11 protein-coding genes are annotated in these 12,965 nt (G+C 69.2%); 5 read left to right on the top strand and 6 right to left on the bottom strand.

Annotated elements, in window-relative coordinates; all coding sequences use genetic code 11:
• The first annotated feature begins 162 nt into the window (after positions 1-162).
• Both FCG67_RS15065 and FCG67_RS15070 read left to right on the top strand, forming a co-directional pair.
• Positions 163-330, top strand: coding sequence for a DUF3117 domain-containing protein (locus FCG67_RS15065; protein WP_003931055.1), 168 nt, complete (start codon positions 163-165; stop codon positions 328-330).
• A 116-nt stretch (positions 331-446) separates the two neighbouring features.
• Complete coding sequence (locus tag FCG67_RS15070; RefSeq protein ID WP_136910537.1) at positions 447-1,292, top strand: putative RNA methyltransferase; 846 nt, start codon at positions 447-449, stop codon at positions 1,290-1,292.
• Here the strand turns inward: FCG67_RS15070 and glgA are convergent.
• Positions 1,265-2,470, bottom strand: coding sequence for a glycogen synthase (glgA, locus tag FCG67_RS15075; protein ID WP_136910538.1), 1,206 nt, complete (start codon positions 2,468-2,470; stop codon positions 1,265-1,267). The two genes, FCG67_RS15070 and glgA, sit on opposite strands and share 28 nt — an antisense overlap.
• Before the next feature lie 74 nt (positions 2,471-2,544).
• Between glgA and glgC the strand changes: the two genes are divergently transcribed.
• From glgC to FCG67_RS15090, 3 genes are all read left to right on the top strand, one after another.
• Positions 2,545-3,759 (top strand): glucose-1-phosphate adenylyltransferase, encoded by a 1,215-nt coding sequence (glgC, locus tag FCG67_RS15080; protein ID WP_136910539.1) that lies wholly within the window; start codon positions 2,545-2,547, stop codon positions 3,757-3,759.
• A gap of 228 nt (positions 3,760-3,987) precedes the next feature.
• Positions 3,988-5,223 (top strand): hypothetical protein, encoded by a 1,236-nt coding sequence (locus tag FCG67_RS15085; protein ID WP_136910540.1) that lies wholly within the window; start codon positions 3,988-3,990, stop codon positions 5,221-5,223.
• A gap of 11 nt (positions 5,224-5,234) precedes the next feature.
• Positions 5,235-8,060 (top strand): FtsW/RodA/SpoVE family cell cycle protein, encoded by a 2,826-nt coding sequence (locus FCG67_RS15090; RefSeq protein WP_136910541.1) that lies wholly within the window; start codon positions 5,235-5,237, stop codon positions 8,058-8,060.
• A 46-nt stretch (positions 8,061-8,106) separates the two neighbouring features.
• On the opposite strand, the gene mreB is transcribed toward FCG67_RS15090, so the two are convergent.
• The 5 genes from mreB to FCG67_RS15115 all read right to left on the bottom strand — a co-directional run bounded on the left by mreB (position 8,107) and on the right by FCG67_RS15115 (position 12,938).
• Entirely contained in the window at positions 8,107-9,096 is a 990-nt protein-coding gene (mreB, locus tag FCG67_RS15095; protein ID WP_136910542.1) for a rod shape-determining protein, read from the bottom strand.
• A gap of 145 nt (positions 9,097-9,241) precedes the next feature.
• A complete protein-coding gene (locus FCG67_RS25195; protein ID WP_246045099.1) occupies positions 9,242-9,520 on the bottom strand; it encodes a WhiB family transcriptional regulator in 279 nt (92 codons plus the stop codon).
• A gap of 159 nt (positions 9,521-9,679) precedes the next feature.
• Positions 9,680-11,323: an ABC transporter permease gene (locus tag FCG67_RS15105; protein ID WP_136910544.1), complete on the bottom strand. Its 1,644-nt coding sequence runs from the start codon at positions 11,321-11,323 to the stop codon at positions 9,680-9,682.
• Positions 11,320-12,240, bottom strand: coding sequence for an ABC transporter ATP-binding protein (locus FCG67_RS15110; protein ID WP_136910545.1), 921 nt, complete (start codon positions 12,238-12,240; stop codon positions 11,320-11,322). The genes FCG67_RS15105 and FCG67_RS15110 overlap by 4 nt, the downstream gene beginning before the upstream one ends.
• Positions 12,237-12,938 (bottom strand): TetR/AcrR family transcriptional regulator, encoded by a 702-nt coding sequence (locus tag FCG67_RS15115; protein WP_136910546.1) that lies wholly within the window; start codon positions 12,936-12,938, stop codon positions 12,237-12,239. Before FCG67_RS15115 ends, FCG67_RS15110 begins: the two co-directional genes overlap by 4 nt.
• Positions 12,939-12,965: the final 27 nt, after the last annotated feature.

Consider the following 12,965-nt stretch of genomic DNA (forward strand, 5'->3'; position numbering starts at 1 on the left):
CCCCGGTTTCCGGTCCGCATTCGATCGGAAACGAGACTCAGGTTCCCGGCATTCCTTGCAATAGGGAAGAATGGCACATGTGATCCCCGACAACAGCTGTCGGGGTACCGACGGTAAGCCTAGGCGCAGAGCTTGTCAGCGCAGATCTGGAGGGAGCAGGTAATGGCGGCCATGAAGCCCCGGACCGGTGACGGTCCCCTCGAAGCCACCAAGGAAGGGCGAGGAATCGTCATGCGGGTTCCGCTCGAGGGTGGAGGTCGGCTCGTCGTCGAGCTGACCCCGGAAGAAGCCGCCGCGCTCGGAGACGAGCTGAAGGGCGTCACCAGCTAACTCCTCGCAAGGTTCGGTGCGGCGCCCTTGTCGGACGCGAACCTTCAGGCATACGGCCCCGCTTGCCACCTCGGCTCGCGGGGTCTTTGCGGTGCAATCGACAGAGAGGCGGACCGATGCTGGCCGAGGTCGTCGGGCTGCTCGCCTGCCCACACTGCGGCGGAGGACTGGACGTCGCCGATCGCACCCTGCTGTGCGAACAGGGACACAGCTTCGACATCGCCAGGCAGGGCTACGTCAGCCTGCTGTCCGGGGCCGCGAAGTTCACCGGCGACAGCGCCGAGATGATCGCGGCCCGTGCTCGATTCCTCGACGGCCACCATTTCGACCCGCTGATGGACGCGGTGGCGCGCGCGTGCGCCACCGATGTCCCGGTGGACCCGGCGGTGCTCGAGGTCGGCGCGGGTACCGGGCACTACCTCGCCGCCGTTCTCGACGCTCTGCCCGCGGCGCGGGGTATCGGTGTCGACGTCTCCAAGGCCGCCGCGCGATGGCTCGCCCGCAGCCATCCCCGGGTGGGCTCGGTGGTCGCCGACATCTGGACCCAGCTGCCGGTCCGCGCGCACGCCCTCAGCCATGTGCTGTCGATCTTCGCCCCGCGCAACGCCGCGGAGTTGCGCCGGGTGCTGCGGCCGGACGGAACACTGATCGTGCTGACCCCGACGGATCGGCACCTGCGTGAACTCGTGGACCTGCTCGGCCTGGTTCGGGTGGACGAGAACAAGACGGTGCGCCTCGGCGCCAGCATGTCCGGGTACTTCGAGCGGGCCGAGCGGGTCGCCGTCGAGTACCCGATGACACTCTCGCGCACCGATGTCGACAGCCTGATCGCGATGGGCCCATCGGCCCGTCACCTCGGCGACGAGGCGAGGGCGCAGCGTATCGCCGGATTGCCCGAGACCTCGACGGTGACGGCCTCCGTCACGATCAGCAGCTACCGCCCGCTCCCGGCGGCGGGCTGACGCCCGGTGTAGCCCTCGGCCGCGGCCTGGTAGACCGCCACGGTCTGCTTGGCGATCTCCTCCCAGGAGAACTCGGCGATCGCCCGTGCCCGGCCCGCCCGGCCCATCGCGGCCGCGCGGTCGCGGTCGGAGGCGACCGCGTTGACCGCCGTGGCCAGCGCGTGCTCGAACGCCTGCGGCTCGTAGGAGTTGTAGTGCACCAGCGTCCCGGTGACGCCGTCCTCGACCACCTCGGGAATGCCGCCGACGTCCGAGGCCACCACCGCGGTCTCGGTGGCCATCGCCTCCAGGTTCACGATGCCGAGCGGCTCGTACACCGACGGGCACACGAACACCGTTGCCGCGGACAGGATCTCCCGGACCTGCGCGGTGGGCAGCATCTCCCTGACCCAGAACACATTGCGCCGCGCCTCGGACAGCTTCGCGACCGCCCGCTCGGTCTCCTCGGCGATCTCCGCGGTGTCGGGCGCACCGGCGCACAGCACCAGCTGCACGTCCGGATCGAAGTCGTGGGCCGCCGCGATCAGGTGGCCGACGCCCTTCTGCCGTGTGATCCGGCCGACGAACGCCGCGATGGGAGCGTCCGGGTCGACGCCCAGATCGCGCAGGACCGAGGTCGGGCGTTCGCCGCCGAAGTCCGGGTACCAGACATCGGTGTCAATCCCGTTGCGCACCACGTGCACTCGATCCGGATTGACGAACGGATAGGCGTCGAGCAGGTCGAGGCGCATGCCGGCGCTGACAGCGATGATGGCGTCGGCGTACTCGACCGCGTTGCGTTCGGACCAGGAGGAGAGGCGGTAGCCGCCGCCGAGCTGCTCGGCCTTCCACGGGCGCCGGGGCTCGAGCGAGTGCGCGGTCATGATGTGCGGCACCCCGTAGAGCTCGCCTGCGAGATGGCCCGCCAGGCCGGTGTACCAGGTGTGCGAGTGCACCACGTCGGCCGCGCCCGCCGCCTGCGCCATCCGCAGCTGCGCCGACAGCATGGTCAGCGCGGGATTGGAGCCTGCCAGAGCGGGATCGGGGCGGTGCACGATGGCGCCCTCGCGGGGCTCGCCCATGCAATGCACCTCGACATCGCAGAGCCGCGTGAGCTGAGCCACGAGCTCGGTGACATGGACTCCCGCGCCACCGTAGATCTCCGGGGGGTACTCCCTGGTCATCATCGCAACCCGCACGCGATAAACGTAGCCGCCGAGCCGACTTGGGGCTACCGCTGGCGGGGGTCAGGCGCGGCCGATAGGTTGACAGGGTGAGGAGCCAGCCGCATGTGCTCGGAATCGTGCTCGCCGGAGGCGAAGGGAAACGTCTGTACCCCTTGACCGCTGACCGGGCCAAGCCGGCGGTGCCGTTCGGCGGGGCCTACCGCCTGATCGACTTCGTGCTCAGCAACCTGGTCAACGCCGGTTATCTCCGGATCTGTGTGCTGACCCAGTACAAGTCGCATTCCCTCGACCGCCACATCTCGCAGACGTGGCGGCTGTCGGGTTTCGCGGGGGAGTACATCACCCCTGTCCCGGCGCAGCAGCGGCTCGGTCCGCGCTGGTACACCGGCAGCGCGGACGCGATCTTCCAGTCACTCAACCTTGTCTACGACGAGGACCCCGAGTACATCGTGGTGTTCGGCGCCGACCACGTGTACCGGATGGATCCCGAGCAGATGGTCCAGCACCACATCGACTCGGGCGCGGGGGTCACCGTGGCCGGGATCCGGGTGCCGCGCAGCGAGGCGGTCGCGTTCGGCTGCATCGACAGCGACGAGTCGGGCCGGATCACCCAGTTCCTGGAGAAGCCGGCGCATCCGCCCGGCACCCCGGACGACCCGAACGTGACGTTCGCGTCGATGGGCAACTACGTGTTCACCACGAAGGTGCTGGTGGACGCCATCCGCGCCGACTCGGAGAACTCGGACTCCGACCACGACATGGGCGGCGACATCATCCCCGCGCTGGTCGCCGCCGGGATGGCCAATGTCTACGACTTCAAGGACAACGTGGTGCCCGGCGCCACCGACCGGGATCGCGGGTACTGGCGGGACGTCGGCACCCTCGACGCGTTCTACGAGGCACACATGGACCTGGTGTCCGTGCACCCGGTGTTCAATCTCTACAACCGGCGCTGGCCGATCCGCGGCGCGGCGGAGAACCTGGCGCCCGCCAAGTTCGTGCAGGGCGGGCTCGCCCAGGAGTCGGTGGTGGGCGCCGGCTGCATCCTGTCCGCCGCGACCGTGCGCAATTCCGTGCTCAGCTCCAACGTGATGGTCGACGACGGCGCCACCGTCGAGGGCAGCGTGTTGATGCCGGGCGTCCGCGTCGGCAAAGGCGCGGTGGTGCGGCACGCGATCCTGGACAAGAACGTGGTGGTCGGCGAGGGCGAGATCATCGGCGTCGACCTCGAGCGCGACCGGCAGCGCTTCGCGATCAGCCCCGGTGGCGTCGTCGCGATCGGCAAGGGTGTCTGGATCTGAGTCACGTGTCCTGGTCGGGTAACGGTTCGAGATCCGGTTCGCCGCGGCGTCTCGGATGAGTAACGAGATCTTCGTTCCGCAATCCCTGAACCTCGTCTGCCTGGTCTAATGGAATGCTCAGAGACAGAATAGATTTCGACAGCGAGTACGCCCTAACCCAAGATCCGCCGGCCACCCGTACCGGTCAGTCGTACACGCGCGCGGGGGCCCAGAGTTTCGGGACGCGCGATGAGCGAAGCAGTGCTGGGGCTCTCCGTGAGCAGAAGCGAGCCGGCGCAACCCCGACCCGAGCCGGCACAGCGAATCGACCATGACGCGCGCGGTGGTGTAGTTCTCCGCGGTCTGCTCGCGATTGCGACGTTGACACCGGCGCAGGCCGCGCTGCTCGTCACCGATGTGATCGATCAGCTCGAGCTGGTGCGGAGCCGGGACGGCTACCCGACCCTCCGGGACCACGCGGTGAGGGTGTCCGACCGGGGACAGCTCGCGATCGATCGCACCGGGAGTGCGGCGTCCTGGCACGACGTGCGGGATGCGGTGGCGAGTTTGCTCCGAAGCATCGCGACGAACTGTCGTGATCACGCGCTCGCCGACCGGCTGGACGAATCGATCGCCCGAACAACAGATCTGGCCAACCTGGCGCACGGGGTTCGCGGCGCGGTCGCATCGGAGCTCGACCCGTCCACGGTGGGAAGGACGCGGCGCCAGCTCGCGGAGCTCGTCTCGGCGACAAGGGGACGGGCGCTCGCGGCCGATCGGGTGGTGACGGACCGCGCGAACTCGCAGAGCCTGCCGGCCCCGGCGGCCGGATCGTCGCTCGCCCCGAAGGGCTGGTATCCGCCCATCGGGAATCCGTGGCATCGGAAACGGAGACGGCTGTCGCGTCGCCGGGGTGTACTCGGCCTGCTGACGATCCTGTTGCTCGTCGGGGCAGTGTGGGCGGCGCCCGGTGCGTGGTCGGAGCTGCGCCGGGGCTGGGACACCGTTCTCCATCCGGTGAACCCGTCGGAGCAGAATCACATCAGTCCGGTCTCGCCGCCGCCACCGGCGCCCGAAGCCGACCAGGAGAACTCGCCGACCGCACAAGGAACCGCGGAGCCGGGTCCGGTCCATACCGGTCTTCCAGGCAGCGCGGGGCCGATCTCCCGGGTCACTGCCACCTTCGCCAACGGGGAATGCTCGACGGGACAACTGTGCACCATGCGGGTCGACGTCCACGTCGATCCCGCGGCGAACGTCGGCTCCGTGACCTGGCATGTGAGCGTGTACGAGCGATGCTCCGGAGCCGTCCATCCGGGCAATGACGTCACGATGCCGGTGCCGCCGGGTGGGCAGCAGGTGTACGGCATCGCCAGCGTCATCCTGCCGCGCGCCCCCGCGCTTGCTGTCGCCGGGCTGACCAGCGCCCCGGCCGCGGCCGCGTCGGAGCCGGCATTCGTGCCCGCCGAGAATGCAACCTGCTGAGGCGTGGTCGCATGCAGGCGCACCAGCGAGAATCCGATCCCTGGCTCGTCGGGGCGGCGATCGCCCTCGTCGTTCTCGGCCTGCTCAACCTGATCTCGACGGGGAAGTCGACGGACGCCGTACGCCACGCACTCTTCGCCGTCGTCGGCCTCGGTGCGATGTACGCGATCTCGCGCCTGCGGCCCAGCAACCTCCGACGATTCGGCTGGACGTTGTTCGCCGCCTCGGTCGTCCTGCTCGCGGCTGTGCCGCTCATCGGGGTCGCGACCAAGGGTGCCCAGCGCTGGCTGAACTTCGGCCTGTTCACCGTTCAACCCTCCGAGCTCGCCAAGTTGGCCCTGGTCCTGGTCCCCGCGGCGATATTGGCGGGTGGGTACACCCTCGGCCGGTTCGCGACGACCCTGCTGATCTCGAGTGTGCCGATCGGTCTCGTCGCGCTGCAGCCCGACCTGTCGACCGCCGTTGTGCTCGTGTCGACCGTGGTGATCATGCTGATCCTGGCCAGGGTTCCGCTGCTGCCGCTGTTACCGCTGTTCGCGCTCGGGATCGCTTCGTTGCCGCTGGCCGTGCTGTTTCTCAAGCCTTACCAGCTCGAGCGGATTCACGTGTTCCTGTCGAGCAATGCCGACACGCAGGGGTCGGGTTGGGCAGCGCTGCAGGCGGACATCGCGATCGGCAGCGGCGGATGGTTCGGTCTGGGTCGTGAACCGTTCTACGACCTGAGGGCCGAATACCTTCCGGAATCGGAGCACGACCTCGCCTTCGCGAGCCTGGTGTACGGATGGGGTCTGTTCGCAGGCCTGGCAGTCGTGATCGCCACGATGATCATCGTGTGGCGTTCTGCACTCGCCGCCCGAACGGCACGGACCCGGGAGGCCGCCCTCGTCGCAGCCGGGATCGGCGGGCTGTTCGGAGTGCAGGCCGTGGTCTCGATCGCGGCGAGCCTGTCGCTCCTCCCACACACCGGCATGCCGATCCCCCTGTTCAGTTACGGGGGCACGGCCGCAATCCTCGGATTCGTCGCGGTCGGGCTGGTGCTCGCGATCCGTCGCGACGGCGTCGCGCGTCCCCTGTGGGCCACCGAGTCCAGACGGCGCCGCCTGCCCCGAGGAGTGTCGGCAGGCGCCGTCACGGTCACTGCGATGCTCCTCGCGATGTCGGTGTTCGCGTGGCAGCTGCAGAGCGGCCGGGGTGTGGAACTGCGCACGATGAGCGACGGGCAGATGGAACGTTGCATCCGCCTGCCCGCCGAGCGGGGTCACATCCTCGACCGCAACGGCGAGCCGCTGGCGTACAACGTCCCCGAGTACGCCGTTGCGGTGGTTGCCCGAATGTTCGACCGTGACGACGGGCCCGTGCGCGCCCAACTGGCCGCGCTGCTCGGCGTCACGCCGGAACAGCTGGCGGCGACCCTGGAGACCGGTGGCGAGGAGTTGGAGGTCGCTCTGGGACGGGTGACGCCCGAGCAGGCTCGGCGGATCGTGGACGCCCAGATCCCGTGGGTGCTCGTGTACCCGACCGGGCGCAGGCACTACCCCGACGGAGCGTCGTCGGCATCCATCCTCGGGCACGTCGGGCTTGCCGACCCGCAGGACATGGAACGCTGGCCGCACCTCGCCCTCGGATCACGGGTCGGCAAAGCGGGACTCGAAAAGCAGTACGACGCGCTGCTCCGCGGCACCGACGGCAAGCAGTGCATGTACGTCGCTCCCTCCGGGCGCTTGGTGGCCACCGGCGAGCGGGTGGACCCGGTGCGAGGACACGACCTGCGGTTGCACCTCGACATGGGGCTGCAGCGGCTCGCGACCGATGCGCTGACCGACGCGGTGCGCACCAGTGGAGGCGACATGGGCGCGGCGATCGTGATGGACGCCCGCACCGGGGCGGTACTGACGCTGGCCAGCGTGCCCGGATTCGACAACAACCTCTACGGCCCCCCGGTCGACACGGTCGCGCTGGCGGCACAGACCGAGGGGCCCGGGCCGGGACGGATGCTCAACCACGCCGCCCAGTCCGCGGCACCGCCGGGCTCGGTCTTCAAGATCGTCGTCGCTGCGGCGAACGCGAAGTACAACGTGCTGTCGCCGGACGCCGTACTCGCAGGCGGTGCGGCATACACCTACGGAGGACACACATTCGCGAACTGGCAACCGATGGGACCGAACAGTTTGGTCGGCGCGCTCCAGTGGTCGGACAACGTCTACTTCTACCAACTCGCGGATCTCCTCGGCCCCGAACGAATAGCGGCGACCGCTACCGAGCTGGGTGTTGGCGAGGAATCGGGGATCGACCTGCCCGGCGAATCCGTGGGGTTCCTCGGCACACCGGAGAACGTCGCCGACATCGGGGGAACCTGGTATCCCGGGTCGACGCTGCTGATGGGGATCGGTCAGGGCACCGTCAGCGCGACTCCGGTGCAGTTGGCGCGCTGGACGTCGGGCATCGCCACCGGCTCGACGGTGACACCCCAGCTTGCGGCGGCGTATGGGCCGGACGCCTTACCCATTCCCACCGCGGAGCCCCGTCGGCTGTCCTTCGCGGACCAACTCGGCCCCGTGCGAGCGGGGATGCGGGCATCTGCCGCAGCCGGTACCGCAGGGCAGCTGGCCACCTTGCCGGTTGCGGCGGGTGCCAAGACGGGAACGGCGGAGGATCCGTCGGCGCCAGGGAAGGGTCTCAATGCCTGGTTCTCGGCGGTGGTGCCCTTCGACGCTCCGGAGATCGTGGTCTCGGTGCTGGTCCGTGGCGGTGGTTTCGGATCGGCGACGTCCGGGCCCGTTGCCAAGAAACTCCTCGAGCGTTACCTCGCGCAACCCCGGGCGGTGCCGAACCGCTGATCCCGTGCCCGCACGAGGCCATCGCCGTCGAGCGGATCAGGGCCGATCAGTCGCTGTAGGCGGCAACCACTTCGGGGTGGTCGAGACACGCGGTCGCACCTTCGGCGACGCAGGTCAGCGGGCGCTCGGCCGTCTTCACAGGGAGCCCGAAGGACTCTTCGAGCAGCTGCGACAGGCCGCGTAGAAGCGACCCGCCGCCGAGCACCAGGAGCCCCTCCGACATCACGTCACCGATCGCCTGCGCGGGAATGTCCTCCAGACATTCGGCCAGTGTCTGCACGATCCCAATCGCGGTCGGCCGCAGCGCATCCACGATCTCCTCGGTCTCGAGTGTGACCAGCCGTGCCCGGCCGGTCACGGCGTCGCGGCCCTCGACGACGAGGGACTGCCCCTCGGAGGTCTCGGGCGCACCGACCTTCACTCGCTCGGCGGTGAGCTCGCCGACGATGATGTTGTGCTCGGTCCGCAGGTAGTGAGACAGCGCGTTGGTCAGTTCATCCCCCGCCAGTCGGCAACTGCGATGCGAGAGCATGCCACCGAAACAGAATGCCGTGACTTCCGAAGTGCCGCCGCCGATATCGACGACAAGGTGGGCGCGGGGTTCGAGTGGGTTGATCCCGCAGCCGAGTGCCCCAGCGACCGGCTCCGGGATCAACCCGACCTTGCGCAGGCCGGCCTCGTGTCCGACCTCGAGTAGTGCCCGTCGCTCGAGAGAGGTGGCGCCCGCAGGAACAGAGAAGACCCCCTTCGGCCGCAGACCGTAGTGTCTGCTCGGGGCCGCGCGTTTGATGACGGCCGTGACGAATGCCCTGGCCGACTCGAGGTCGACGATCACCCCATCGCGCATCGGACGAACGGGCGTGACTCCCACGGGATTGCGGCCGACCAGGTCGCGCGCGTCGATGCCGATCGAGAGAGCGTGGTGCGGATCTTTTTCTCGAACGAGCATGAACGATGGCTCGTTCAGGACGATGCCGTCTTCGGGGGTGCCGACGACAGTATTGGTGGTTCCGAGATCGATACCAAGTCCGCTCACGTCGGCCTCCGAGAGGTGTTCCAGCGAGATGGTTTGATCGTACGCAGCGGCTCCGGCGTTCGGTCGATATCGCGCTGACTCGCCAAAGATCTCGCGAATCTGTCCCAACCCGGTGGCGTCGTCGCAGTCGGCAAGGCGCCCGGATCTAGCCGGCGGTCGCGCGCACCGGCTCGGTGGACCTCATCAGCTCGGCCCACGACTCGACGTTCGGGTGGCGCTTGAGCAGCGCCCGGCGCTGACGCTCGGTCATCCCGCCCCAGACACCGAACTCGACGCGGTTGTCGAGGGCCTCGGCGCCGCACTGGACGATGACAGGGCACCGGCGGCACGCGGCGGCCGCCTCGCGTTGGGCGGCGCCGCGCACGAACATCTGATCGGGGTGCTCGGCGCGGCACAGCGCGCGCTCCACCCAGGTGTGTGGCAGGGCGAGGCGCGGGTAGTCGCAGCCGGCGGGGGCGGAGCCCCCCGACTCCGATCGGGAGCGGTCTGAGCAGATCACGAGACCTCATGCTGCCCCGGATCGGTCCCGAGTGATGGACAGTTGACCGGAAGTTGGTCAACTGTCCATCTCGGGGTAACGCGACTACCGGATGTCGCGCCGTCGGAACGCGATCAGGCCGCCGACGAGCAGCGCCGCATCGATCGCCAGGAGCCACACGATCGGGGTGGCCTCGAATTCCGCGCCGGGCAACTTGGGTGTGTGGCTGAAGGGCTGGAGGTCGAGTACCCACTGCGGGACGCCGGAGATGGAGCCGAGCAGGAACAGGGCGACGAACGTCACAAGCACGCCCCACGCCACCGGGGTGAAACGCGGAACCAGTCCGAACAGCAGCACCGTCACGGCCGTCAGCATCCAGACCGCGGGCAGCTGCACGAGCCCGGTGGCCAGCACCCCGGGTAGCTTCCCTCCGATATCGCCCGCCGCGATTCCGTAGGTCACCCCGGCCACCAGCCCGGCGGCGAGCAGGGCGACGGCAGGGCCCGCGATGGCGAAGACGATATGGCTTGCGGCCCATCGGATCCGGCCGACCGCACCGGAGGTCACGGACTCGGCGCGCTGCGCGGTCTCCTCGCCGTGGAGTCGCAGCGCCGAGGAGATCGCAAGCGCCGCTGCGCCGACGGCGAGCATGGTGAATGCGATCGTGATGAACGCGTCCTCGAGTGCCTGCGTTCCGCCGATCCGGCTGACGATCTCCCGGATCGCGTCGCCGCCGCCGAGCTCGTCGCCGATCCCGTGTACGACGCTTCCGATCAGCAGGGCGTACAGGCTGATCCCGAGGGTCCATGCGATCAGCGTGCCGCGCTGCAGCCGCCAGGACAGGCCGAACGGGCCGCTCAGCGACCGCGCCGCCATTGGCGGGCCCAGACGCTCGGCGATCACCCCCGCGCCGACATCCCGCCTGCGCAGCAGTGCATAGGCCGACGCGGTGAGCACGATCGCCGTGGTCAGGTGCAGCAGGAGCACCCACCAGCGGTCACCCGCGTACGGGCGCACCTGCAGCGACCAGCCGAGCGGCGACAGCCAGGACAGAGCGGCCGCGCCTGCGTCGCCGACGGCACGGAGCGCGAAGGCCGTTCCCAGCACGGCAAAGGCGATGCCGCGGGCGGTGCGGGCGCTGGTGCTCAGCTGCGCCGCGACGGCGGCGACCGCGGTGAACACGATCCCGGATGCCGCCAGCGCGAGCCCGAACGCGATCGAGCCCGCGCGTGGCACGTCGGTGCCGAGCAGTCCCACCGCGCCGATCAGCCCGGTCGCGATCGACGCGCCGAAGGCGACCAGCAACGCGGCGGTCAGTCCCGCGTACCGGCCGACGACGGTCGAATCGAGCAGCTCCGTCCGACCGCTCTCCTCCTCCGCCCGGGTGTGCCGGATGACGGTGAGGATCACCGCGATGGCGATCAGCGTGTAGAACATCCCGGCTTTCCAGATGCCGACGGCGCCCAGGCTGTCGTTGTAGATCTCGCCGTACATGGCGCGTTGCGCCGGGCTTCCCACGATGGTGGCCGCGAAGGCCGCCCGGTCGGCCTCGCTGGGGTAGATGCTCTCGATGCTGCCCATGTAGACGGGCGCCAGTGGCAGCGAGAGGAGCAGCACCCACAGCGGCAGCACGATCCGGTCCCGCCGTAGGAAGAGCCGGACGAAGCCGAGGGTGCCGGTGAAATTCGATGTCCCGCGCGGGACCGCCGCGGCCGGATGCCGGGGGCCCGCGACCGTCGCGGTGCTCATGCCGACACCTTCTCCCCGGTGTGCTCGGGTCCCTCGACCTGGTAGTGCCGCAGGAACAGTTCCTCGAGCGTCGGCGGCTTGCTGACCAGGCTGCGCACCCCGGCGTCGCCGAGCACGCGGATCAGCTCGCCCAGGTGCTCGCTGTCGACCTGGCAATGGAGCGTGTGATCGTCGATCGAGACGTCCTCGACGCCGGCGAGCCGGCTGAGATCGCCCGGGTCGCCCGTCAACTCGGCGCTGATCGAGGTGCGGCTCAGGTGTCGCATCGACGACAGCGAGCCGCTCTCCACCGTCTTGCCCGCGCGGATGATCGTCACCCGATCGCACAGCGCCTCCACCTCGGACAGGATGTGGCTGGACAGCAGTACGGTGACGCCGCGGCGGGCCGCCTCGGCGACGCTCTCGCGGAAGATCTGTTCCATCAGCGGGTCAAGGCCGGAGGTCGGCTCGTCGAGCAGGAGCAGCCGGGCGTTGGACGACAACGCCGAGATCAGCGACACCTTCTGCCGGTTGCCCTTCGAGTAGGTGCGCGACTTCTTGCGTGGGTCGAGGTCGAAGCGCTCGATGAGCTCGGAGCGCCTGGCTTCGTCGATGCCGCCGCGCATCCGGGCCAGCATGTCGATGGTCTCGCCGCCGGTCAGCGACGGCCACAGGGTGACATCGCCCGGTACGTAGGCCAGGTCGCGGTGCAGGGTGACGGCGTCGCGCCACGGGTCGCGGCCCAGAACCGTTGCGCTGCCCGCGGTCGCGCGCAGGCTGCCGAGCAGCACCCGGATGGTGGTCGATTTGCCCGCGCCGTTGGGGCCGAGGAAGCCGTGCACCTCGCCGGGCGCGACCTGCAGGTCGAGGCCGTCGAGGGCGCGGATCTGGCCGAAGGTCTTGACCAGGTCGCGAACGTCGATCAGTGGGGTCGTCATGGCATCTCCTCGGTCGGGGATTCCGTGTCGGGATGGGTGGGGTCGTCGGCCTCGGTGGCCAGGAACGCGTCGAGCAGCGAGGAGTCGGTGAAGATCCCCTCGGCGTACATCTCGAGGGCGGGCAGGGTGATCTCGTCCGACAGGTCGCGGATGGCCGTGGCGTAGTCGAGGGTGCCCTCCCGGTCCGCCCGTATCTGCAGGTAGAGCAGCAGTGCGCCGACGTTGTTGAGGGTGAGATACCGCGCGCGCGCCTTCGGGTCGCGGCTGGCTCGCAGCTTGCCCGAGCGCACGCCGATCGCGAGGTACTCCTCGGTGTCGGTGACCATGTGTTCGAAGAGGGACTCCGCGAGTCGGCCGCCGGCCTGGAAGCTGCGCACCATGTACGCGACGACCGGCGCGTACTGCTCGAGTTCGCTGAGCGCCGCGATCGCGCCCGCTGGACCGGGCGTCGACATGGCCTGGGCCTTCTGCTCCCGGATGATCTCGAGAACGTGCGCGTCGCATTCGGCGCGCAGTCCCTCCTTGGAGCCGAAATGGTGGTTCACCAGTCCGGGGGAGACCCCCGCCGCGGTTGCGATGGCGCGGACCCCGGTGACGAAGCCCTGTTCGCCGAAGGCCCGGATCGCCGTGTCGCGGATTCGCGCGCGGGCGGTCAGGTCTCGATCTGGGGTGGCCGAGTCGGCCATTGCTGAACGCATGTTTAGTAGATTAAACACTCGTTCAGT

Source organism: Rhodococcus oryzae, assembly GCF_005049235.1.
Taxonomy (GTDB): Bacteria; Actinomycetota; Actinomycetes; order Mycobacteriales; family Mycobacteriaceae; genus Rhodococcus_G; species Rhodococcus_G oryzae.